Source organism: Roseobacter cerffii (genome assembly GCF_054226325.1).
The window spans coordinates 4,070,771-4,093,787 of record NZ_CM135757.1 but is presented as its reverse complement, the minus strand read 5'-3'; the positions used below and the strand labels follow the sequence as shown (position 1 = coordinate 4,093,787).

Below are 23,017 nucleotides of genomic sequence, written 5' to 3'. Positions count from 1 at the left end.
GTTGCCATGCGCCCCCGAACCAAGTTCGGGGGCTTTTTTGTTGCCAGACCGAAAAGGGTCAAAATGAGCAAAGTTCGAACACCGCCCGCACTTCTGACGCTGATCTTGCTGACAGCGTTTTCTACGCTGTCGTTGAACATGTTTTTGCCCGCGCTCGCCAGCATCGCGACCGACCTCGGTGTCAGCTATGCGACCGTGAGCCTGGCTGTCCCGGGCTATCTCGCCATCACTGCCGTTATTCAGCTCGTCGTCGGCCCGCTATCAGACCGGATCGGTCGCCGCCCTATGCTGCTGGTGTCCTTGCTTGTGTTCACTGCGGCGTCGGTTGGCTGCGCGCTGGCCACGAACGCGTGGGTGTTCCTTGCCTTCCGAATGCTGCAAGGTGGGGTAATCGCGGGCTATGCGCTCTCACTGGCCATCGTCCGAGACACCACACCCGAGCGACAGGCGGCGGGGTTGATCGGATACATCAGTATGGCCATGGCCATTGCTCCGATGTTGGGGCCGATGCTGGGCGGTGTGCTCGATACCGTCTTGGGGTGGCGCGCAAACTTTTACTTCTATGCGATCTCGGGGCTCGTCCTCCTCGCGCTGTGTTGGGTCGATCTTGGAGAGACCAAGCCAACTCGGTTGGAAGCTGACCGACCAAATCCCGAGCGCTTGGGCGACCTGCTCCGAGCCCCTCTCTTTTGGGCGTTCTCCCTGTGCAGCGCGTTCTCTACTGGCGCCTTTTACATATTCCTCACGGGCGCACCCTTGGTCGCGCAGGCCCAATTCGGCGTAACCACGGCTCAATTGGGATTTTTCATGGGAACAATCACCGCCGGTTTCATGCTGGGTGGGTTCATTGCGGGCCGTTTCGCGCCGAGTTACGACCCGATTGTGATGATGATAGCGGGCCGGCTGATTGCCTGTCTCGGTCTTGCCTCGGGTATCATTGCCACTCTGGCGGGCCTCGTTTCGCCTCTTCTCTTCTTTAGCAGTACAATCTACGTCGGGCTCGGCAACGGGATCACAATGCCGAGCAGCAATGCGTCGGCCATGTCCGTTCGGCCCAATCTTGCGGGGAGCGCCGCGGGGCTGAATGGTGCCTTGGTGGTGGCCGGAGGCGCGGCCCTCACCACATTGACCGGCTTTGCCTTGCCCGAAGAAGACCCCGGGCTGACACTCCTGATCCTCATGCTTGCGGCCTCAGCCGCGGGGCTTGCCGCTGTGCTTGTCGCGATCAGGCTGAGAGCAAAGCAAGCTGATATGGATGGCCGCTAGCTTGAGGGATGCCCGTTGGCGCAAAAACAGGCGGTGCTTTCGCCGCTGGTCTTTCCAAAATGTCGAGGCAGCCCAAAGCTATCTGGCCATGCGTCTCATGCGTTCACTCCCTTCATGCCTTCTTCCGTGTAACGCGCGCCGACAATCGAAAGCTCTGCCAGACCAGTCTCGATTTCGCGCAAGTCCGCATCGCTCAATGTCACCTCCACGGCGCGGGCATTGTCACGCAAATGGCTGATCGTCTTGGTGCCGGGGATCGGAACGATGTCCGGGCCTTGCGCTAACAGCCACGCCAACGAGAGCTGAGCCGGGGTGCAGCCTTTGCGAGAGGCGAAACGCCCAACGAGGTCGGCAATAGAACGGTTGGTCTCCATGGCCTTGGCCTGGAAGCGCGGAAGCGAGGCGCGGAAATCTCCGTCTGCGAGGTCATCTGCAGTCTGGAATCGGCCAGTCAAAAAGCCACGGCCTAACGGGGAGTAGGGCACGAACCCGATACCAAGTGCGCGACAGACAGGCAGCACCTCTGTCTCGACCCCGCGCGACCACAGCGAATACTCGGTCTGCAGGGCTGCGATGGGGTGCACTGCATGGGCGCGGCGCAGCGTTTCGGCGCTGACCTCGCAGAGCCCGATCCGCGCGATCTTACCCTCCTCCACCAATCTGGAGAGGCCGCCGATGGTATCCTCAAGGCTCTGTGCCTGGTTGATCCGATGCACATAGTAGAGGTCGATCTGCTCTACTCCGAGCCGCCGCAACGAGCCCTCGCAGGCCTGTCGCGCATAGTCCGGGCTGTTGTCGAGGCTGCGCCGGTATTCGCCGGGGTTTCGGACGATCCCGAATTTGCTGGCGATCTTCATCGGTATGCTGGATTGGGCCAGAAACCGTCCGATCAACGCTTCATTGTGGCGCGGACCATACATGTCTGCGGTGTCCAGAAAGTCGATGCCAAGATCTGCGGCTTCATGCAGCGCGCGCATCGATTGCTCATCATCGCGCGGCCCATAGAATTCGCTCATGCCCATGCAGCCGAGCCCGATCGCCGAGACCTCAAGGCCCCTCGCCAGTGTTCTGCGCTTCATCCTGTCACCTCATGCGGATTGTCTTGTGTGGTCCGATAGGACATGGCATTTCCGATTTCAGAGAGATACCCCAGAAACTGGCAATGAGGTTTCCAAAATCGGAAATAGAGGATCAGCCATCTTTGTTTGGGATGACATCCGCGCGTTCCTCGCGGTGGCGCGCTTTGGCACGCTCAGCGGTGCGGCAGGGCAACTTGATCTGGGCCTCGCGACCGTGTCACGGCGGCTCGAGCGGCTGGAGGCCGCAGTCGGCCAGCGCCTGTTTTTGCGCCATCAGTCCGGGTACCGGCTGACAGAAGAGGGTGCCGCGCTGGTCGAGCGCGCCGAGGAGATGGAGGCCGCTGCCCTATCGCTCGTGTCCGGGTTGCAGCAGGATGTGGCCGTCTCTGGAACGGTGCGCCTGGCTACTGCGGAAAACCTCGCAACCGGTCTGATCCTGCCAGAACTTGCGCAGCTCCACGACACCCATCCGCGACTGAGGCTTGAACTCGTCACCGATATCGCGACGGCCAATCTGCATCGACGGGATGCGGACATTGCCCTCCGGCTGGTAAAGCCCGAACGTGGGAACGTCTCTCTCCAGCGGTTGGGCACCCTGGGCTTCGGCCTTTACGGTGCCCCTGATTATGTTGCTGCGCGCGGGAATGCGGCGACGTTTGACACGGATGATTTCATCACTTGGTCAGAAGCCCAAGCACATCTCCCCGCCGCGGAATGGCTCGACCGCACCCTGAGAGATCGCGCCGCTGCGATTACGACCACATCCCTCGCCACCCAATTGGTGGCGTGCGCCAGCGGTCTCGGGCTCGCCGTGTTGCCGCATTTCCTAGCCCGACCGCGTGGGCTGGTTTGTCTCGAGCATAATCTGGGCCTTGATCAACCGATTTGGCTCGTGACCCACTCCGATCTTGTTCAATCTCGCCGGGTTCAGGCCGTGGCAGACTTCTTGCGCGACCTCGTCCGGCGTCACGGAAAAGCGCTGAGCGGTTAGCGGCCGTCCGACTGTCGCAAATGCGCCAAGGTTGCAGATTGCCGTGTTGGCCAAGACAAATCGTGGCGCACGCTCCTCATCGTCAACTCTGTCGCTTCCGGTGCAAAGCCTCCCATTCTCGGGCAATCATCGGCGGCAGCCTCTTCTTCCGGTAGGTTGATGCGGGCATGCCAACGTATCGCCGAAACGCATTTCGAAAGCTTGACGTCTCGGTGTATCCGACTTCTGCGGCCACCTCTTCGATTGGCGTGTCTGTGGTCTCAAGCATCTGCTTGGCCTCTTCGATCCTGAGCGTCTGGATGTACTCGACCGGTGTCTGCCCGGTCGCCTTTCTGAACCGGCGCAGCAAGCTGCGTTCGCTCAAACCGAACCGCTCTGCCATAGCTGACACAGGGGCCGGCATCGCGTAGTTGTCCGCGGCCCAGACCTGTGCCTGCGCCACCAGCCTGTCATCATGCTGCGCTCCGGCGACAAGTGACGCATAGTGCAACTGTCCGTCTGTATGAGGTTGCAGCAGGTACACCTTTGCCAAGTGGCGCGCCTCCTCCTGTCCCGCCAATCGACCCACCAGGTAGAGGACCAGGTCTCCCCAGGCGGATGCGCCGCCGGCTGTTACAATCCGGTGGCCGTCGCCTGCGGGGATCAGAATGCGCTCGCGTCGCATCCGGACCTCCGGAAAGCGTTTTGCAATGGTGTCACAGAAGGCCCAGTGACTTGTTGCATCCAGACCGTCCAGCAGTCCCGCTGCAGCTACCAGCAACGCCCCCGAACAAACCGATGTGATCATCGCACCCTTCGAATACACCTCGCGGATCCACGGAACCAGTTGGCCGAATTCTTCCGGCAGCTGTTCTTCTGGAGGAAGATGCAGGTCCGGGACAATCACCAGATCCGGCTGGCCATAGGCCTCCAACCCGCCGTCTGGTGTGACCAGCCGCCCGTTGATGTCCGCATAGGGCGCGCCATCGATTGAGAGCAGGCTGCCGTCGAAGCTTGGGGTTTTGGGCTCTGCGCCGTGCAGCATTTCCCAGTCTCGACCGACGGAGGCCAAGGCGTCGAGAATGCTGAACGCCGTTGAACTGCCAACGCAGGGCATCGCGAGCACCGCAGTCCTGTAGGTCGCCATAGTTTGTCTTTGCGTCATGTCCGATTTTCACCGCTTTGCTTGTTTTCGAGCATATCAGCTGGCGAAAGACTCCGGCAATACCCCGAGAGACGCAGAAGGCGCCTGCCGCCAAGAACTGAAAGAGACATGATGAGCGTACGATCTGAAGCCACCTTTGACGATGCTAAGGTCGAGGCCTTCGCAAACCATCTGGTTGGTGCGATGAACGGCGGCGCGCTGGCCTTGATGACGTCGCTGGGCCACCGCAGCAACCTGTTCGACACCCTTGCATCCCTGACCAACCCGAGTTCTCAAGACCTGGCCGCCAAGGCCGGGCTGGCCGAACGCTATGTACGCGAGTGGCTGAGCGTGATGGTGACGTCCGGCGTCGTTGACTATGAGCCCGGAGCGAGGACCTATTCCTTGCCTGCCGAACACGCCGCCATCCTGACCCGTGCGGCAAGCCCCGATAACATGGCGGTGACTTGCCAGTTCATCGGTGTCGCCGCAGCCGTTGAGGAAGAGATGCTCGCACGATTCCGGGATGGCGCCGGAACTCAATACCACCACTACTGCCGATTCCACGATGTCATGGCGGAAGACAGCAGCCAGACCGTTGTTGCAGCGCTGACCGATCAGATTCTTCCGCTGGTTCCCGGTTTGATCGATCGGCTGGAGCACGGCATCAGTGTTCTTGATGTGGGCTGTGGGGCTGGGCGCGCGATGCTGGAGCTGGCCAAGGCGTTCCCTGCCAGCCGCTTTACAGGGGTCGATCTCTGCGAAGATGCCTTTGCTGAGACGCAAGTTGTTGCGGGTGAACTGAACCTGTCGAACCTGATCTTACGCGCGCGGGACATGTCACAGGTTGCGTCCATGGGGACCTATGACCTGATCACGGCCTTCGACGCAGTTCATGATCAGAAAGATCCGCAAGGCTTGCTGAACCTCGTGTTCAACTCGCTCGCGGACAAGGGCGTCTTTCTGATGCAGGACATCGGCGGGTCCCGCGATTTGGAAGCGAATATTGATAACCCGTTTGCGCCGCTCCTCTACACCATCTCGCTGATGCACTGCACGCCGATTTCGATTGGTCAGGGCGGACCAGGTCTTGGCACCATGTGGGGTGTCGAAACGGCGCAGGAGTATCTGGCCGCCGCCGGATTTCGTGACGTCGAAACCCACCGCCTGCCACACGACCCCATAAACGCCTATTTTATCGCCCGCCATTAGCGGCCCTTTTTGAGGATGTTAACGATGAAACCCATTCATGCAGAACGTGTGATCGTAATCGGTGCCGGTCTCTCCGGCCTCGCAGCCGCCGCAGAACTCCGCGCACGCGGTGTGCCCGTCACCATCCTGGAGGCGTCAGACCGTGTCGCCGACCCATGGCGCGCGCGCCACCCGCAACTGCGCCTAAACATCCACCGCCATTTTGCGCAGCTGCCTCGCGGCCAGAAGGTGCCCGGCAGAGACACGCACCTGCGCAAAGAGACCGTTGTTGACTATTTGACCGGGTATGCTGCTGATCTGGATGCTCCAATCCACTATGAAACGAAGGTTCGCGCGGTTCACCGCACAGCAGAGGATTGGCGCTTAGAGACCAATAAAGGCGACTTCCGCACCGAAAATCTGATCGTCGCAACGGGGCGCGATCGAGTGAAAACCATGCCTGTCTGGCCCGGGCTGACCGCGTTTTCAGGGCAGGTTATACACGCTGCTGATTTTGCCGAACCGCGGGACTATGACGGTAAGAAGGTCCTGGTCATCGGGGCTGGAAACTCCGGCACGGACGTCCTGAACCATCTGTCGCGGGCATCGCCTGCCCGGGTCTGGGTCTCCGTCCGGCACGGCCCGTCCATTCTGCCGTCACGGATCTTCGGGTTTCCCCTGCACCGCTTGGCGAACGTCTTTGCGAGATTCCCGAATTGGTCGCTGGACCCGATGTTTGCGATCATGCAGCGCCTCAGCTTTGGCGATCTGCGGCGCTATGGATTGCGGCGCCACGCGATGGGAGGTGCATCCCGCATGTTCAAACATGGCGTCACCATTGCATTGGATGACGGGTTCGTTGCGGCATTGAAAGCCGGGCGCTTTGAGGTCGTGGCGGAGACCGTGGGGTTCGGGCCCGCGTCGGTCGATCTCGCCGATGGACGCAGGATCGCGCCTGACGTGGTGATCTGTGCAACAGGTTATCGGTCCGGGTTGGAAAACCTGTTCGGTCATCTTGGCGCCTTAGACAGTGATGGCTATCCCCTGCACCCGATGGGTCAGTCTGACGCCCGAAACCCCGGCCTCTGGTTCACGGGATATGGCATCATCTTTCAGGGCTTCTTCCACGCGGGCGGGATAAGCGGCGTGCGGATTGCAGACCAGATCGCCGCTCGGGTTTCTGGCGCGACCGGCTCGGACTCAACCTCCCGGACCGCCGACTTGGTGCAGCAAAAGTCGCTGTCGTTGAAGGGCGCGGGACAATGACGCTGACGGATCAAGCCGGAGTAGAGCAGAGGCACCGTGCGGTGCGCCGACGATTCGCTGAGTTCGTCATAGGGGTGATCGAACGATACAACCGCAGACGCTCGCTTCGGGCGCTCGGGAACCTGTCCGATCACCTCTTACGCGACATTGGGTACGAACACCTGATCCCACCAGGTCGCACGGTCAAACCAATGAAACGGCGGCCGTAACCTGCATCTCATGGTCTGATTTTCAACGATGGAAGATGGTATCATGTTAACTTTAAAAACCCGGAAGTACCTTAGTGGTGTCGCCTCCGCAGCGATCCTGCTGGCTCTGGCCACCGCGGACGCAGATGCGCAGCATGCTGTACCGTTGCCCGGACCTCTGGCGGATGACGACTTTCTCTATGACGGGGCGCCGGAGGACGCGCTCTTCGAGCTTGGGCGCAACCTGTTCTTTGACCCGATCCTGTCGGGCAACCGCAACATTTCCTGCGGCACCTGTCATGATCCGGCGCGCGGCACCAGCGATGGCGTTGCACTGTCGATCGGGGAAGGTGGGACAGGTTTTGGCCCTGATCGGCGTACGGCGGATGGTGTAACCGAACGCATTCCCCGCAATGCTCAGGCACTCTGGAACATTGGCGCGCGGGAGTATCTGTCGATGTTCCATGACGGGCGGCTCGAACCTGATCCGCAATCGACCTTTCAGAGCGGGTTTTGGAGCCCGGCGCGTGAACATCTGCCCAGCGATCTCGACAGTCTACTGGCCGCACAGGCCATGTTTCCGGTGTTGTCAGCGTCGGAAATGGCGGGGCAGAAGGGCGAAAACCCAATAGCGACCGCTGTTGCCGAAGATCGGATCACGGACGCCTGGGATTTGCTCGCTGCACGTCTGGGCGAATTTCCGGAGTATCGGACCATGTTCGATGCGGCGTTCCCGGATGAGGGAAAGATCACTTTTTCGCAGGCCGCGCGTGCGCTGGCCGCCTTCCAGTCCCGCGCATTTCGGTCTGACAAGAGCCCATTCGACCGCCACATCGCCGGCGATATCGGGGCGTTGGATGCAGCTGCAGGCGCCGGGCTGGATTTGTTCTATGGCAAGGCTGGATGTGCCAATTGCCACTCGGGTTCTTTGCTGACCGATCATGGGTTTCACGCCATTGCCGTTCCACAAATCGGTCCGGGCAAGGGACACGGCTCTGACACGAGCCATTGGCGCGCCTCGGGTTTCAAGGCGTTCCTCGAGGATGAAGGGCGCTACAGGGTCACCTTCGAGACGGACGATCTTTTTGCCTTTCGCACGCCAAGTCTGCGGAACGTTACGCTGACAGGTCCATGGGGGCACAGCGGCGCTTTCGAGGACCTCGAGGCCATGGTGCGTCATCATCTCGATGCAGTCGCGTCACTTGAGGCTTACGAAGTGAAGCCATCAACCCTGCCACCGCTTGATCATATCATCGAGCAGACCGGGCAGGGGTCCCAACTGATCTTCCGGCCATTGAACCCGAACCGCCGAACCGCCTTCGGTCTGCGGAACGATTGGGTGCACGCCTCCCCCCAACTTCGCAGTCGTATTGCTGCGGCAAATGCACTTGCACCAATCCGGCTGAGCGATGGAGAGGTCGATGCAATCCTCGAATTTCTTGCGGCCTTGACTGATCCAACAGCGGTCGATCGCACCGACCTCATCCCACGGCGCGTCCCATCGGGTCTCCCACCGCAGCCACCCATTCCAACGAAGACGGAGCGCGGCGAATGAACGCTTCCAATCCCACAGGGTAAAACACGCTCTCCATCGAACCTCTGACCCAGCCAACCGCTGGATCGGCTTCTCGGAGACTGCTTGTCAGGCTCCGGGCCATCCCCCCGCGCCCAAAGCGGCGAAGGGAACATACTCTACCCAACCGGGCAATTCCGCCCAAAGTTTTAATGAGGACCAAAGACATGAAAGCAATTCTTCTTTCGGGCGCCGCGGCGATTGCATTGATCGCTGTGACACAAGCAGACGCTAGCAGCGCCGAGCAGCCATCGGCAGAAGCTCCGACCAGCTATGACGCAGCGGAAAACATGACGTTATCGTTCATCTTCCACATCGACGATGGCATGGCCGAGCAAGACGTCTTTTACGAAAAAGTGCCGGGCTCCGGCGAAGTCTTTCGTCCAACAGCCGCGACACGAGACATGGACGCGCCCCTCTATGCCCCGCGCATTGAAGTCAAACACAACTTCCTGGATACGACAGATACCGGACCATACCCAAGGGGGCGCCCGCTTGGTCTCACATTGGGGGAGTGGTTTGCAGCCAAGGGTGGCGGCACCTACACCTGCGAAGACGGCGTCGGGACTGTCGATTTCACGTTTGAAAACCTCGTCCCGAACGGCGTCTACACCATGTGGCATGATTTCATGGTCTGGCCGCCGACGGAGCCATTCATCGGAACCTATGACCTGCCATTCGGTGCGCGCGATGGGTCCGAAAACGTCTTCGTTGCGGCTGAGGATGGGTCGGCCGAGTTTCAGCGGACAATTTCGCCCTGCTTGCAGTTGACCGGGGAGCATCTCGCCGCGGACCTCGCCATCGCCTGGCACTCGGACGGCACGACATATGGTCCTCTGCCGGGCGCGTTTTCGACGGTCACGCACGTGCAGATGTACGTGGCTTTGCCGAAGCGGACAGGACTTTGACTTAAGAAATCGGGGTGGGTCTAGCGTCGGCCCCGGTTTCTAAAGCGACCAATCGATTTTTTGATTGCGGTCGTTGAAGGTGAAGCCGGAACGGCGGGATCAACGCCCGTCTCGGACCATCAAGAGGCGCATGCATAACTGCGGTTTGACCGGTTTCGAGTTGAGATCGATGTTTCTGGAACCGCTGTTGTGATGCGATCAATGGCGGGTGCCGGTCGGCCAGCAGACTATCTTGGAAGTTCAGCGCACCTTCCCTGGCGTGATCAAGTCGTCATCTTTTCATTTGCCGCACATGGCAGACCGAGCTTGCGGCTGTGGGCGCTGACTTAGGCCGTTGGATGCGTTCCGATAGTCCGAATATCTCGATAAAGCAGCCCCGAGATCATGGCGTCTCGGGGTGAAGAGGCGTGCTTGAAGGGCGGCGCGGAGCGTGAACCAGAACCGCCAATGCGCTACTGCTGAATGCTCTCCAAGTAGACTAACAGACCTGCCAGCTCTCGAGGTGTAGGTGTTAGCACACCCTCAATCTCCACAGGCACGAGATCTTCGGCCATCGCGCCACCAAACTGCGGCATGACGCGTGCAAGATGGCTGTTTTCCGGATCGCCATAGATGTAGCTCAACGCCCTTGCTGCTGGAAACTGCCCCCCGTTTTCGGCGCTCAGCGTGGTGAGGTCAGGAGGTGCGACCGCGAGACTGTTGGCCGCAGTCACTTCGCCTTTGCCATCGGCGCCGTGGCAGGATGCACAATTTGCGGCGAAGAACGCGCCGCCATCCGCCCGGGTTGGCATGGCCTCACTTTGTCCAACCTGGTTCGTGCAGGATGCGAGCACTGATATGGCGCTCCCAAATAGAAGTACGGCTAAAGTCGTTCTCTGCATGTTTGCCTCTCCATTTTTCTTCATGGTCTCGGTTTGCATGTCCACCATCATTGCCTTGTGGAGTGATCAGATGTGCGGCTGCTTCAAACAGGGAAGTTTTCATCCGCTTCTTGTTGGTCGTCGTCTGCCATCTGACCATCAAGCCAGTCTTCTGCTGCGACGACGGCTGATAGCGGGAAACTTTTGATCTCGAGTGAGGGGATCACCGCCCCTTCGATCTCTGCGGCAGTGCGAAGCCAGCCGATATCCGACAGCAGCGCGCATTTGTCGAACTTTCCGATCAGGCTGAACAGCTTTGGCATATGTTGGAGCTCTACAGCAAGCGCGCCCATCGTCGGCATCTCGAAGTCCAAAACCTTGTAGAGCATCTTGCCATGGGTGATATCCACCGATTTCTCGATCAGGTCATCAAGGCCGGCCTGCATGGCTTCCTTATCGAGCGCGCCTGACAGCTCCAAATCCAAACGGTCCGGCGATGGCTTCGAAATCTTCAGCATGGTTGGGGCCCTCCTCTCTTCACCGAAAGTATGCTTGGAGTGGGCCGGTGGGTCGTTGACGCAAATCAATTGAGCTTGGTTGGTGTTTGAGCACGGCCTGAAGCAACGATGCTGGGGACTCGGCCTTTGATTTGGTCGCAAAGAGATCGGAGTGATTGGTCGTTTACGGCGGCGTTGCGGCTTCCGTTTTCCAAGAGCTCATGTTCCAGCCTGGCCTGAACTAATGGTCGGACTCAAAGTTGTAAATCTTGGCCGGGGCACACCGGTGGTCAGTTGATCCTCTATTCACCGACGGGCGGTTGAACAGTTGAGATCAGATCTAAGAGCTATCCGCCCGCAAGAAACCGGGCTGGAGACTTTGCGTCTACCAGACCTTCTCGAGCCACATAGGTCTGGAACTCAGAAAACGGCATGGGCTTGCTGAAAAGATACCCTTGGGCTTCGGCGAAGTTCTGAGCTTGCATGAAGGCGAGGTGTTCTTCGGTCTCCACCCCTTCACATAGCAACGTCATACCGAGGCCGCGGCACAGATCCCCGATTGCAGTCAGGATCGGTTCAGCTGCCGGGTCAGTGCCGAGCCCAAACGTGAAAGACTTGTCGACCTTCAGTTTCTCAATTGGAAGACGCGAGAGATATCCCAATGACGAATAGCCGGTTCCAAAGTCGTCAAGCGCCCAGCTGATACCTCGAAATTGAATATCGCGCATCTTTTCGACCAGTTCGCCAGTGCCGTCAAACAAGACCGTCTCTGTAAGTTCCAGACACAATCGTGACGGCGACAACCCGGTGTCTTGCAGTAGTTTGTTGATGTCACTGACGATCCTGTCACCGGTCATCTGGACGCCGGATACGTTCACCGCGACGCTCATATGAGGCGGCAATCGCAGCGTGTCTTGAACCGCTTTTTCCAGCACCCAGGCTCCCAGGTCGTTGATGAACCCGGTCGACTCCGCGATCTCGATGAATTCGTCAGGATAAATCTGGCCGAGAGCCTCAGATTTCCAGCGCAACAGCGCTTCCGAACCGATGAGTTTCAGATCGCTGACACGGTGTTGCGGCTGGTACCACACCTCGAATTCCTCGCGCTCGAGAGCCCGGCCCATGACCCGCTCAATCTCTCTCGAGCGGAACTGCCTTATGGACATCACAGGGTTGTACGGCCGCGGGGTATCATCTCCGGACAGCCGCGCAGCATCGAGCGCCTCTTCTGCGCGCGACAGCGCCTCCGCTGGGGCGACGTCTTCATTTGAAGGTATCACTGAATACCCAAGCCTTACGCCGACACGTGCATTGGAATCCTCAAGCTCATAGGGAGCGCCAATCACGTCGCAGAGCCGCTGCGCCAGGGTCTTAGCCTCGGCGTCATCAATTGCAAATTCTGTAAAACAGGCGAAGGTGTCTCCGCCAAGCCGCGCCACGGCGGAGATGTTCATCTCCGCCTGCTCAAGTCGCTTGATGACATTTTGCAGAAGGGCGTCTCCGACGTCTCGCCCCAGCACGACATTGACGGTTTTGAACCGGCTCAGGTTGAAGACGAAAATCGCGAAAGGATCGCCCCCTTCCGCGCGGAGGGCGATGAAATCGAGAAAGACACCGCGCCGGAGTGCGCCGGTGAGTGCGTCGTAACTGGACAGATAGGCGATCTCGCGCTCTTGCTGTTTGATCTTCGTGACGTCGCGCATCGACAGCGTGGCGATCTGGACCTTGTGTTCTTTACCGAGGTCGAAGGAAACAGTCTCCGACGGCGTGACCGTGTATTCCAGATGCAGGGGCGTGCCACCGCCGCGCGTCTCATATTTTTGCAGGGATCCGTCACCGCCGGTTTGCATGGCGTCAAGGGCATCATCCTTCAGCCGCTTTGGCAGCAGAAGTTGTTGCATCTCGTCGCAACCAAACAGCTGCGTGGCGGACTCGCTGTGCATTCGAACGGCGCCTATCTCGTCGACGATGGCGATCGCATCGAAGCTGTCGTCGAACACCTGCTGTAAGAGAGCGGACGTGTTGGCAACCTGCTGCCGTTGGCGGCGGATGATCGCTCGATTGAGCTTGAGCCGCCAGAGGAGCGACCAGCTGCAAAAGACCAGCAGACTTGGATAGAGGGCCGCGGTCGGAACAACAATGGCCTGCCGCGCGAAGAGCCCAAGCGCCGCGGCTTCGCTGGCGATCAGCGTAAGCCCGGCGGCGGTTATCAAGACGGCTGGTTTCCGAAAGACGCGTGTCTGAAGAAGGAGCAACATTGCGAGCAGCGCGAACAAGATCCAACCTGTCGCAACGGTCTTTGGGACGATGTCCGCAGCCAAGGTCTCTGCCGCCAGCACGTGCACAAGCGGGCCGGGGATGATCCCATGCACGGGTACGGTAAACAAGTCTCCGAGCTCGATCGCTGAGGCCCCTACGATGATGGAGCGACCTGCAATATCTTCGGGGTTGAATTTGCCCTCGGCGACATCGACCGCCGATAGGATCGGGACACTGCTCGGCAGAATGGCGTAGTTGACCGGAAAGCTGCCGGATCGTTCAGAGAATGTCCCCGTAAGCAGGGCCGCTGCCGACGGGATGTAGTCCCCGTCGATCACCTCGCCGAAGGGGTAGAAGCGGATCGCACCTTGCGCGTCACTGAAGACATTGACCAGCGCAGGCCAGCTTCGCTCGGCAAAAATGTCCAGTGGCCAATTCGTGCTCTGTTCGGGGCCGCTGGTGCGGCTGAGCTGTTGGAAAACCGGCAGATAAGCGTTGCCCGACCGCTCCAGAGCTGCGGCGAAGGCCGCGTCGCCAGCAGGATCGGCGGGAAATGCAAAATCAACGTCGAAGAAGATGTCGAGAGCCCCGGCGGTGGTCAGATTTTCAAGGATGTCAGCGTGCACTTGGCGTGACCACGGCCAGGCGCCAACGGCGCGAATGGAGGCCGCATCAATCGCGACGAACACGAAATCTCCAGAGGCTGGTCGCTCCACCAGACCCGATCTGAAGTCTTCCAAACGGTCATTCAACCCACGCAAAAAGCCGCCACGGTCTGCCAGAAAGACCGTGGCGACAATCAGATGCGCGACAAGCAGATAACGCAAGGCATGGGAGCGCAGTGTCAGTTTCCGCCTCCATTGCCGTTGCCATTGCCGTTGTTCCCGTTGCCGTTTCCGCCACCGTTGCCGTTTCCGCCACCGTTGCCGTTTCCGCCACCGTTGCCGTTTCCGCCACCGTTGCCGTTTCCGCCGCCGTTGCCGTTTCCGCCGCCGTTGCCGTTTCCGCCACCGTTGCCGTTTCCGCCACCGTTGCCGTTTCCGCCACCGTTGCCGTTTCCGCCACCGTTGCCGTTTCCGCCACCGTTGCCGTTTCCGCCGCCGTTGCCGTTTCCGCCGCCGTTGCCGTTTCCGCCACCGTTGCCGTTTCCGCCGCCGTTGCCGTTTCCGCCGCCGTTGCGATTTCCAACGCCGTTGTTGCCGGTTGCGCCGGACAGTCCAAACGCATTCCCGTTAGCAAGCCCCGTCGCACTTGCGTTACGCTGACCGGCTGCGGTGGGCGCTGCAGGTGCATCCCGTAGCTCGAGGCTGAACGTATTCGGAGCCCCCGGAACGCGGCTGGTGACCTCTGCAGCAGCAACGCTTAAGGAGCGGCCATCCGAGACGGCCTCGCGGCCCGCGCTGACATCGACGCTTCGCCCCTCGCTGCGGACTTCCACAAGCCCTTTGTCAACGCGCACGGATGCGCTTTGCTCGTCCGTGGTGACTTCCAACACCGTGCCTTTGATCACGGCCGCCAGATGTGGGGTGACAACGCTGGTGCGCTTCCTTGGCTTTGTCACAACAGAAAGGAATACCGACCCACGCTGCTGCGTCACCTGTGTGGTCTGGCCCGTCGGTTGCGAAACCGATACAGCGGCGAGCGTATTGGCGCGATAGATAATTCTCTCGGCCCCACGCCCAAGGACCGCCCGGCTGCGCGCACCCGTTCTGATCCAAGTGCCGCTCGACAGGGTCGTGCCATCTTTCGCACGGTTCCAGGTCTTGCCATCAACCGAGATCCGGACATTTCCATCGGCGCGCTGCAATTGCCAACCTTCCGCCGCGACCGAGAAACTCCCCCCGATCAGAAAAACAAGCGCAATGAGTGTGCGTAGGAACATGGCTCACCTCTTTCTTGAAAGCGCACTTTCAATGCCGCCAAGAGGTAAAGGAATGCCGAATTGGACCATGGAGTCTGGCGTGTTGGTTAACCGATGCTTTTCAATTTTCGCGTGGAGCGGGTGTTTCGGGCACAATCCTCGTTTTGAGGTCGGGCAAGCGCCACTTGACCGGCCTGTGAGAATTATACATATGTATCCTTATGTCACGTACGGCTGATCGAACCCAAACCGGAATTCGTGTCGAGAAACGGTTGCTCAAGGTGCTCAAGGGGACCGCAGAACACCTTGATATGTCCCTCGGCGACCTGATCGAGGGGATTGCGCTCCATAGCTTTGAGAACAAGCCGCCGTTCTCGCCCGAGACGTTGGGCAAGATCGCGCAGCTCAAAGATGTCTATGATCTCGACTGGAGCGCGGCAGACAGCCACACCTTCAAAGAGGATGAGACATGACGGATACATTCGAATGCTCCGCTGTCGCACAGGCCTTCGAGGCGGGCACCGTTGACGCGGCGACCTTTCATCATGTCGAGCATGTCCGGGTCGCATTTGATCTGCTGCACAAATACGATTTCATTGATGGCGCGGCTATCTACGCAAGAGGCTTGCGCACCATCGCCTCGAAAGCGGGTGTCCCTCAGAAGTTCAACCTGACGATCACATACGCCTTTATGAGCCTGATCGCTGAAAGGCTGGCCCAGACACCAGGCGGCACCTTCGCGCAGTTTGTCGATGCAAACTCGGACCTTATGTCGAAGGATGTTTTGGCCAAGTGGTACAAGACTGATCGGCTCCTGACGGAGACTGCGCGCAGCGTTTTCCTATTGCCTGATCTGGCTCAGAACGCTGAAGGCTGCCGGCCGTCCTAGCGCCCAGCGTAAGCAGGTCGGGCTTTGCGGAGAGGCGCTGATCGTTCCGCCAGTCTTACGGGGTCGAGACGCGCCCCTGCTTGTCCGAGGCCAGAATGCACGTGTTTCGACGTTCGTGGCGGAGCGGGCAGGTGAGGCATGATGCCCAGCGGTCGACGTATGTTGCGCTTCGGGGCGCCATCCTACAGCGTAAGCAACCTCAGTTAACCAGCGCGCAGCCACTCATCTAATGTCGATGTAGGTCTGCGGAAGCGATGATTCGACACGAGGCGCGGATGTTACTCATTGGCGTCTGGCGGCAGGAAATCAACGTCATGCTCGGCCGAGATTTTGACGACCGCCTCCACATCGGTCATCTCGTGCAACTCATCGAAAAGCTCTTTGAGCTTGCCTGCTGGCGCCACCCAGAAGAGCGCGCGGGCCGGTTTGTCGGATTTGTTGAAGTAGCCATGGGGCACGCCCTTGGGCATACGGACGAGGTCGCCGGCCTTGGCTTTTGACCAAACACCGTCGAGCTTGAGATCCAGTTCACCCTCTTGCACGAGAATGAATTCGTCCTGCGTCGGGTGGACGTGAACTGGCACGTGCTGGCCGGGCAATGAATTGGTTTCAAACGCAAATGTGCTCTCGCACCAGGCCTTGATATAGTAGGTTTGGCCAAGAATATTCAGCTCCGTGCCTTCGCCATTGCGGGTGATGCCGCCGTCGAGTTTGGTCATGTCCTGTCCCCTTTCAAAATGTAGGCCCCGCAGGCCGCGCGTGATGTTTCATGTCGGCTTGGCGCCGTCGTTCGGCCCGTCGAAAAGCCGGTTCACGCCACCTGTCACGATAGTCGCGATCGGTCTTCCGCACCAAGTTCAGTCAATCTGTCCCCGTCTTCCGGGTCAACTAAATGGGTCGATCCCCCTGCAATTCTGCTTTCGCTATCCAGCGTGATACTGCGGGCAGGACGCCAGGAATTCGCCATAGGCCGCGTGATTTGGATAGTTGAAGTTTTCGGCCAGCGGATTGCCCCGCTTGCGCGTTTTGGCCCCCATATCAGCCAGCAACTCGTCGAAGTGCTTGAAGTGAAAGGGTGCCGAACAGAGACCGCCATAGATCTGCGCGGCGGGTCGCTCGGTGCGGCGCCAGTCAAGCATCATCTCGATGTTGGTGGTCATCTCCTCGTCGCTGGGCTGGTCGGCCAATTGTCCATCGGCATAGCGCACCAGCCAGTTCGCGATCATTTCCGCTGACAAGACGGTGCAGAAGGACGAATTGAAGCCGACAAACCCCATGTCTGGAAGATCCGGGTTCACCGAGAGCCTATAGGTTCGATACTGCCCATCCTTTTCGATGAGCTTGTCCCGGTAGGCTTGCGGCAGATACGGCACGCCGAGTTTCCAGCCGACGGCGAGGATCGAGACGTCGGCTTCAACGGTTTCGCCGCCTGTCATATGGATGGTCTTGCCATCGTAGTGGTCGTAGGTCCCTTGAATGTTCCTGATCTTGCCCGCTTTCAGCGCCTCGAACAGGCCAGGCGTCACGATCGGAACCGAGCACGACACCTCCTTCTCGATTGGAACTTTCGGCACCAGCCCGTATTTCTTCAGGCCGAGTTGGGCCTTCAGTATCGTCTCAAGCCCGCGGAAGTTGGCCCAGACCAGAGGTTTGAACACCGCGGCGATGACCCGCTGCAGACCGGTCTTGCCCCAGGCGTTGAACTGCTGTTCTTGCGCGCGCATGTAGAGCAAGCGCTTGAAGTTGATACCCCCAACGAAGTAGGGCACGCGCCAGACCGGCTCCAGATAGACCCATGTCACGGACCGCGCGCCGCTGTTGACCGCGTTCACGGCGATGTCGGTGGCGGACTTCGATCCGCCGAGCACAACGACATGTTTGTCCTCGACCATCGACGCATCGGTGTAGTCCGATGAGTGCATGACCTGCCCGCCGGCAGCTTCGAAACCCTCCTGACCGGGGTGAGAGATGACATTTTTCTCCGAGAACTGGCCGGTGCAGATGACGACAAAGTCGAAGTCTTCTGCCCATCTGTGGCTGCCCGCCTCCAGCGTCAGCGTCCAGCCCGGTGCGCCATCCGCGCGCCTGTTCATGGCGGTCACGTTGGTGTTCAGACGGAACAGGCGGTGCAGATTGTGCTTTTCGGCATAAGAATGCAGGTAAGCATGCACCTGCGGACCCTTTGGCCACTCGGGGTAATCCTCCGGCATCGGGTGATCTGTGTAGCAGTAAAGGTCTTTGGGCGACTGCGTCTGCACATCCGGGTAGGACCGCGACAATTCCCACACGCCGCCAAAATCGTGGCTGCGTTCAAATCCGACAACCCGGTGCCCTCGTTCGTCAAAGGCTTTGGCGGCCGCCAGCCCCGACACGCCGCCCCCAATCACGGCAACTTTCTTTCGCTTGACCATGCTCGGCTCCTTTACCCCGCGTCCGGGGGTGGCGGCAGGAAGTCGACCTCGTGCATGGCCGACAGACGCACGAGCTCTTCGGGGTCCGTCACGCCATCAAGCTGACCGAACAGATCAAACAGTTTGCGCGCGGGTGCCACACCGAAGACGCATGTGGCCTCCGCGTCCGAGCGGTTGAAAATGCCGTGTGACCTGCCCATCGGCATGCGGACCATATCGCCTGTGGTGGCGGGGTGCGTCGTGACCTCGCCTTGGTCGTGGCCGAACTCGACCTCGAGCACGCCGCTCAGCATATAGATCCATTCGTCCTGCGTGGGGTGGATATGCGCTGGCACAAAGGTGCCACCCGGGATCCGCGCATGCCAGATGAACGCGTTTGGGCTGTGCAGTTTCGGCGTGTAAATCTGCCCGACCACATTCCATGTCGTGTCGCCAACGAAGCCGTCAGCTGCTGTAACTCCAAGGTCCATTCTCCACCCCTCTCTGTCGTTCCTGCTCAACCATGCTGCATCCGATCCCGTTGGACTATCCAAAATGCGAGTCAAAAACTTTAGGCTTGAAGCAAATCTGTGACTGGCTAGGCTTGTTGCGATGGGGATCAGGGGGACATTCCTAGAGGCGTACGAGGTTCTGAGGACGCAGGACCTCGATGAGGCGCGCCATGCGGTCTCGCAAAGATACTGCGATCATCGCCTCAATCTGCGGTGCGGAAATCGGCTCGATGTGCGGCACAATCACGTGCGTGGATCCCATGTGTCCCTGAACCTGCTGGGGTACGGCAGCGATGTGGAGATCGACCCAGGAGAGCTTCGCGAGTTCTATCTGCTGCAAATCCCGCTTGTCGGCGCCGCGCAGATCGTTCACCGCCAGGAAGAAGTCGACTCGACATCCGACTGCGCAACCATTCTGAACCCGGATCGCACGACCACCATGGCATGGAGCAGCGATTGCCTGCAGCTCATGATGCAGATCGATGCGAGTTTTCTGCACAGCGTCGCGGAAAACGACCTAGATATGCCACTGCCCGGACAGATTCGCTTTGCCCCGAGAGTTGATCTGCTAAGTGACGGCGGGCGAAACTTGAAATACATCGTGATCACGGTGGCTCGAGCCTTCGAGGCAGGAGCTCTGCCGCTTGGTATAGATGACCTGCAACTGATGGCCATTGAGCGCGAACTTGCGCTCGCGCTCTTGCACCACCAGCCCAACAATATCTCTCATCTCTTGCGTAAGGACCCGCCTGGCGTGACGCCGCGCATGATCCGGAAGGCACAGGATTTCATCCACAGCCACTTCGCCGACGACCTGTCTCTCAATGACCTTGCCAAGGCCTCGGGGATGCACCCGCGCAGCTTGCAGATTGGCTTTCGGCAGGCGCTTGGACAGTCGCCGATGTCCTATTTGCGCGACATTCGGCTTGATACGGCCAAGTTCCACCTGTCGCGCCGCACAGACCGGCCCCGGGTCAGCGACGTCGCCTACGACTGTGGGTTCACCCACCTCGGTCGGTTTTCTCGGGATTTTCGCCAGCGGTTCGGACAAGCGCCAAGCGACGTGAGTGACACCTATGCCTCTGCGAGAGCTTCTTTGCGCGGTCAGCCAAAACGCATTGCCCAATGCGTCGCTGCTCTTAAGGCTCGGTCGTGTCCCAGTAGCGTTTTGCGGCGGCATGGATAGGCTTATACTCCGCGGCAGGCGCCGACCCTAAACCTGCATGATCAATTGCCTCAACGACTAAGCGTGCGTGGTCATCCGGGAAGTCAGACGTGGCAAACAGAAGGTAGCCATCGTCAAGGTCAGCCAAAGCATGGATCTGCGTTGGGCGATACCCCTCGAAAGGCCCCGCAGCCCGCGCCATGAGCGCCGCCTCTTCAGCGGAGAGCACGGTGACGAACAGCTGGCCGGTGCTCATGAGGGAGGCGATCCGTTGGGGGCGGGGCCCGCGGGCTACGCGCGCCCGCGCTTCCGGCAGTTCACGGGCCAGCCCAGCGACAACTGTCTTCGCAAGTTCATATGTCCGTGCGTCGCCACGATGCGCGCCGATCAGCAGGTGTTTCTGCCTGTAGACCACCCATTGACCATATGGCGTATGCGCGAGCGAGGGTGCCGCCTGCGCCAGGGCACCCGCCAGCGCAAAGCCGACGAAGCCGCGCCTATTCAGCATCGTCGGGCACGAACACGTCCTTGTTGAGGACAGCCGTGATCACGTAATTCGGCACGTCGACAACCTGACCCACGCGCAGGTCAACCGCGACACTGGCCAGGATATAGGCCTGCTCGCGGGTCAGATCGTAGGTGCGGACGATATGGTCGATCATCTGGGTGAGCGCGTTGCGCGCCGCCAGCGTCAGATCCTCGGACAGCTGCGACAGCCCCTCGATCGGCTCACTGTCGAGGTAGGTGTGATACACCGGCACGGTACCGGCCTCCTTGAAGGGATACCCGATGGTCTGGTGGAATGCAGATGGTTCGATGTCCTTGATCTGCTGACCTCCCTCCACTTGCGGGCTGGTGATGAAGCTGCCATCCCCTTTGCGCACTTCGGTTGTGACAGTGACCACCGCGCCGGTTTCGATCGCTGTGCCCGACACCTCACCGTCGCCCTGAGCATAGTGCACGTCGCCGATGAACAGGTTGCAGCCATCCACGAAACACGGGATCAGGATCGTTGTTCCCACCTGCATCTGCTGCACGTCCATATTGCCGCCATTCTCGCGCGGCGGGACCGTGCGCAGGCACCGGTCTGCATGGCTGCCCTCCGTTCCGCAAACCGATGCGGGATGCGCGCCCGTGGGCTCCGGCGGCAGGGCCACGCCTCCAACGGCGGCAAGGTCCGCTTCGCGTGCCAGCCAGGCTTCGATTTCGGGTTCGCCCGGCATGGTACCGATCGAGCCGGTGAAGGCCTCATAGGGCACGGCGATACCGGGCATGGCGTCCGACACCGCATGCGTGCGGGTTTGCCGCCAGCCGACAAAGTAGGGTTCGGTGAACTCATCCCGCAGGAAGCCGAACCCCGGGACAATCACGGTATAGCCAAACTCATCCGGTGCGATATCGACAACGGTCACCGCGAGCACATCACCGCGCTCAGCTCCCTCGATGGCCACGGGTCCGGTCATCGGGTGCACGCCCGAGAGGTCTAGGGCGGCCACATCATCGGCATTGGAATCGAGTGTGAGATCGCTGTCGAGCGCATCGCGTGTTTCAAACACGATGAAGTCGCCCGGCGATGCGGTGGCGACGGCCGCAATCTCGGGATGATATCGATTGAAGCAATTCGGGTCGTCGGAACAGAAAGCACCTTCTTTCTCGATGATCACTTCCGTTTTCCAGGTCACCTCTGTGGTATCAGCGAGAGCCGGAAGCCCCATCCCGCCAGCGCACAGCGCCGCGAGTCCCCATCGTGCAAACGTCATGCCGAACTCCTTCCTTGCTTTGATCAATGAAAGAGATCGTACATGCGACAGCGCGAAATTTCTATTTTGAAGTGAATTCGCGTGTCAGATCCGCGTTAGACGAGCGGATTTATTCAGTTCTTTGGGCGCTGAATCACGCTCAAGATGTGTTTGGCTCCGTTTGAAGTGCCAGTTGCTTGGTCGTTGCAGGCGAGCACCGATATCGCGCCCTTTGCACCCGATGGGAGAGACATGAACTGAAGGCGCTGTTGGGCGCGCTAGCGGCATCCCAGGGCCTGCTTCTACGGTTCACTCTTCATGGGGTCGCTCATGTAGGCCTCCACAAAGCTGATAAACGCGGCGACCTTCGCGGGCAGCTGTTCATAGGGCGGAACTGTGGTTGTCAGCCAGATGTCAGGCGCATGCCAATGTGTCAGCAAGCTCTCGAGACGGTTGTCGTGAAGCGCTTCCTCGACGATGAACCTGGGCAACAGAGCAATCCCCTCTCCCTGCTGCGCCAACCTCGCCAGAAGATCGCCATTGTTGCAGGTGAAACAGGGTGTAAGCCGGATGCGCGTTTCATCGCCATCGTTTAAGAACCGCCAAAGCGGGGTGGCAGGAGCATGCGTGTAATGCATGCAATCGTGATCCTGCAACTGCGCGGGGTTCGTGGGCCTGCCGCGCACATCGAGGTAGGTCGGCGAGGCAACAAGTACCCGATCAATCGGACAGATTTTGCGCCATATGGTGCTGAGGTCTTGTGGCGGCTCCGAAATGCGCAAGGCGAGATCATAGCCTTCCTCCGCGATCCCGACAAACCTGTCGGTAAGCTGGATCTGCAGATGAACGGCGGGATGCAGCACGCGAAACTGGGTCACGATGTCGGGTAGCAAACGGGTGCCAAAGGACATCGGAGCGCTGATCCGCAGCGGGCCTGACAACCCCATCTGCCGGTGTCGCACCTCCTCATTTGCGGCATCCAGGTCGTGCAGGATCGGTTTCACGCGGTCCGCATAGAGCCTGCCTGCATCCGTCAAATCCACCTTTCTCGTGGTCCGGGTAAAAAGTTGCACGCCCAACTCAGCCTCAAGCTCCGCAACATGACGCGTGACGATTGTGGGCGACAAGCCGAGGGTTCGTCCCGCAGCCGAAAACCCTCCCTCGGTCATCACCGCCAGGAATGTCCGGATGTACTCAATCTGCCCGCTCATCTCACTTCCGTGTTTTACGAAATAATATTGTCATTATTATGCACATTAT

Annotated in this window: 23 protein-coding genes; 10 read left to right on the top strand and 13 right to left on the bottom strand. The window is 59.7% G+C overall.

The window, feature by feature from the left end; genetic code table 11:
* Positions 1-63: 63 nt before the first annotated feature.
* Positions 64-1,266 carry a multidrug effflux MFS transporter gene (locus ACVC7O_RS19925; protein ID WP_458323855.1) on the top strand — a complete coding sequence of 401 codons (1,203 nt, stop codon included), beginning with the start codon at positions 64-66 and terminating at the stop codon, positions 1,264-1,266.
* Between the two features lie 95 nt (positions 1,267-1,361).
* Here ACVC7O_RS19925 and ACVC7O_RS19920 read toward each other — a convergent pair whose 3' ends face one another.
* On the bottom strand, positions 1,362-2,345 hold the full coding sequence (locus ACVC7O_RS19920) for an aldo/keto reductase (RefSeq protein ID WP_458323854.1): 984 nt from the start codon (positions 2,343-2,345) through the stop codon (positions 1,362-1,364).
* A gap of 154 nt (positions 2,346-2,499) precedes the next feature.
* On the opposite strand from ACVC7O_RS19920, the gene ACVC7O_RS19915 reads away from it, so the two are divergent.
* Positions 2,500-3,336: a LysR family transcriptional regulator gene (locus ACVC7O_RS19915; RefSeq protein ID WP_458323853.1), complete on the top strand. Its 837-nt coding sequence runs from the start codon at positions 2,500-2,502 to the stop codon at positions 3,334-3,336.
* 82 nt (positions 3,337-3,418) lie between these two features.
* On the opposite strand, the gene ACVC7O_RS19910 is transcribed toward ACVC7O_RS19915, so the two are convergent.
* Positions 3,419-4,462, bottom strand: a complete 1,044-nt coding sequence (locus ACVC7O_RS19910; protein ID WP_458323852.1) for a GlxA family transcriptional regulator — start codon at positions 4,460-4,462, stop codon at positions 3,419-3,421.
* 129 nt (positions 4,463-4,591) lie between these two features.
* Between ACVC7O_RS19910 and ACVC7O_RS19905 the strand changes: the two genes are divergently transcribed.
* The 5 genes from ACVC7O_RS19905 to ACVC7O_RS19885 all read left to right on the top strand — a co-directional run bounded on the left by ACVC7O_RS19905 (position 4,592) and on the right by ACVC7O_RS19885 (position 9,585).
* Positions 4,592-5,671: a class I SAM-dependent methyltransferase gene (locus ACVC7O_RS19905; protein WP_458323851.1), complete on the top strand. Its 1,080-nt coding sequence runs from the start codon at positions 4,592-4,594 to the stop codon at positions 5,669-5,671.
* Positions 5,672-5,695: 24 nt separating this feature from the next.
* Positions 5,696-6,916 (top strand): flavin-containing monooxygenase, encoded by a 1,221-nt coding sequence (locus tag ACVC7O_RS19900; protein ID WP_458323850.1) that lies wholly within the window; start codon positions 5,696-5,698, stop codon positions 6,914-6,916.
* Positions 6,913-7,125, top strand: coding sequence for a DUF1127 domain-containing protein (locus tag ACVC7O_RS19895; protein ID WP_458323849.1), 213 nt, complete (start codon positions 6,913-6,915; stop codon positions 7,123-7,125). Before ACVC7O_RS19900 ends, ACVC7O_RS19895 begins: the two co-directional genes overlap by 4 nt.
* A gap of 43 nt (positions 7,126-7,168) precedes the next feature.
* Positions 7,169-8,659: a cytochrome-c peroxidase gene (locus ACVC7O_RS19890; RefSeq protein WP_458323848.1), complete on the top strand. Its 1,491-nt coding sequence runs from the start codon at positions 7,169-7,171 to the stop codon at positions 8,657-8,659.
* A 185-nt stretch (positions 8,660-8,844) separates the two neighbouring features.
* The gene (locus ACVC7O_RS19885) at positions 8,845-9,585 is read left to right on the top strand and encodes a hypothetical protein (RefSeq protein ID WP_458323847.1); all 741 of its coding nucleotides are present in this window, start codon (positions 8,845-8,847) and stop codon (positions 9,583-9,585) included.
* Between the two features lie 452 nt (positions 9,586-10,037).
* On the opposite strand, the gene ACVC7O_RS19880 is transcribed toward ACVC7O_RS19885, so the two are convergent.
* From ACVC7O_RS19880 to ACVC7O_RS19865, 4 genes are all read right to left on the bottom strand, one after another.
* On the bottom strand, positions 10,038-10,505 hold the full coding sequence (locus tag ACVC7O_RS19880; protein WP_458323846.1) for a c-type cytochrome: 468 nt from the start codon (positions 10,503-10,505) through the stop codon (positions 10,038-10,040).
* 44 nt (positions 10,506-10,549) lie between these two features.
* Positions 10,550-10,963 carry an STAS/SEC14 domain-containing protein gene (locus ACVC7O_RS19875; protein ID WP_458323845.1) on the bottom strand — a complete coding sequence of 138 codons (414 nt, stop codon included), beginning with the start codon at positions 10,961-10,963 and terminating at the stop codon, positions 10,550-10,552.
* Positions 10,964-11,289: 326 nt separating this feature from the next.
* The gene (locus ACVC7O_RS19870) at positions 11,290-14,028 is read right to left on the bottom strand and encodes an EAL domain-containing protein (RefSeq protein ID WP_458323844.1); all 2,739 of its coding nucleotides are present in this window, start codon (positions 14,026-14,028) and stop codon (positions 11,290-11,292) included.
* Positions 14,029-14,045: 17 nt separating this feature from the next.
* Positions 14,046-15,008, bottom strand: coding sequence for a FecR domain-containing protein (locus ACVC7O_RS19865; RefSeq protein WP_458323843.1), 963 nt, complete (start codon positions 15,006-15,008; stop codon positions 14,046-14,048).
* Positions 15,009-15,373: 365 nt separating this feature from the next.
* Between ACVC7O_RS19865 and ACVC7O_RS19860 the strand changes: the two genes are divergently transcribed.
* Both ACVC7O_RS19860 and ACVC7O_RS19855 read left to right on the top strand, forming a co-directional pair.
* Positions 15,374-15,535: a hypothetical protein gene (locus ACVC7O_RS19860; protein ID WP_458323842.1), complete on the top strand. Its 162-nt coding sequence runs from the start codon at positions 15,374-15,376 to the stop codon at positions 15,533-15,535.
* Positions 15,532-15,951, top strand: coding sequence for a hypothetical protein (locus ACVC7O_RS19855; RefSeq protein ID WP_458323841.1), 420 nt, complete (start codon positions 15,532-15,534; stop codon positions 15,949-15,951). The genes ACVC7O_RS19860 and ACVC7O_RS19855 overlap by 4 nt, the downstream gene beginning before the upstream one ends.
* 278 nt (positions 15,952-16,229) lie before the next feature.
* Here the strand turns inward: ACVC7O_RS19855 and ACVC7O_RS19850 are convergent, their stop codons facing one another.
* From ACVC7O_RS19850 to ACVC7O_RS19835, 4 genes are all read right to left on the bottom strand, one after another.
* Positions 16,230-16,670 (bottom strand): cupin domain-containing protein, encoded by a 441-nt coding sequence (locus tag ACVC7O_RS19850; protein WP_458323840.1) that lies wholly within the window; start codon positions 16,668-16,670, stop codon positions 16,230-16,232.
* Between the two features lie 204 nt (positions 16,671-16,874).
* Positions 16,875-18,362: a flavin-containing monooxygenase gene (locus tag ACVC7O_RS19845; protein ID WP_458323839.1), complete on the bottom strand. Its 1,488-nt coding sequence runs from the start codon at positions 18,360-18,362 to the stop codon at positions 16,875-16,877.
* 11 nt (positions 18,363-18,373) lie between these two features.
* Complete coding sequence (locus ACVC7O_RS19840) at positions 18,374-18,832, bottom strand: cupin domain-containing protein (protein WP_458323838.1); 459 nt, start codon at positions 18,830-18,832, stop codon at positions 18,374-18,376.
* A gap of 142 nt (positions 18,833-18,974) precedes the next feature.
* On the bottom strand, positions 18,975-19,115 hold the full coding sequence (locus ACVC7O_RS19835) for a hypothetical protein (RefSeq protein WP_458326139.1): 141 nt from the start codon (positions 19,113-19,115) through the stop codon (positions 18,975-18,977).
* Here ACVC7O_RS19835 and ACVC7O_RS19830 point away from each other — a divergent pair.
* Complete coding sequence (locus ACVC7O_RS19830) at positions 19,062-20,039, top strand: AraC family transcriptional regulator (protein WP_458326121.1); 978 nt, start codon at positions 19,062-19,064, stop codon at positions 20,037-20,039. The genes ACVC7O_RS19835 and ACVC7O_RS19830 overlap by 54 nt on opposite strands.
* Here the strand turns inward: ACVC7O_RS19830 and ACVC7O_RS19825 are convergent.
* From ACVC7O_RS19825 to ACVC7O_RS19815, 3 genes are all read right to left on the bottom strand, one after another.
* Positions 19,993-20,526, bottom strand: a complete 534-nt coding sequence (locus ACVC7O_RS19825) for a hypothetical protein (RefSeq protein ID WP_458323837.1) — start codon at positions 20,524-20,526, stop codon at positions 19,993-19,995. The two genes, ACVC7O_RS19830 and ACVC7O_RS19825, sit on opposite strands and share 47 nt — an antisense overlap.
* The gene (locus ACVC7O_RS19820) at positions 20,516-21,778 is read right to left on the bottom strand and encodes an acetamidase/formamidase family protein (protein WP_458323836.1); all 1,263 of its coding nucleotides are present in this window, start codon (positions 21,776-21,778) and stop codon (positions 20,516-20,518) included. Before ACVC7O_RS19820 ends, ACVC7O_RS19825 begins: the two co-directional genes overlap by 11 nt.
* Positions 21,779-22,059: 281 nt before the next feature.
* Positions 22,060-22,968 carry a LysR substrate-binding domain-containing protein gene (locus ACVC7O_RS19815; protein ID WP_458323835.1) on the bottom strand — a complete coding sequence of 303 codons (909 nt, stop codon included), beginning with the start codon at positions 22,966-22,968 and terminating at the stop codon, positions 22,060-22,062.
* Positions 22,969-23,017: the final 49 nt, after the last annotated feature.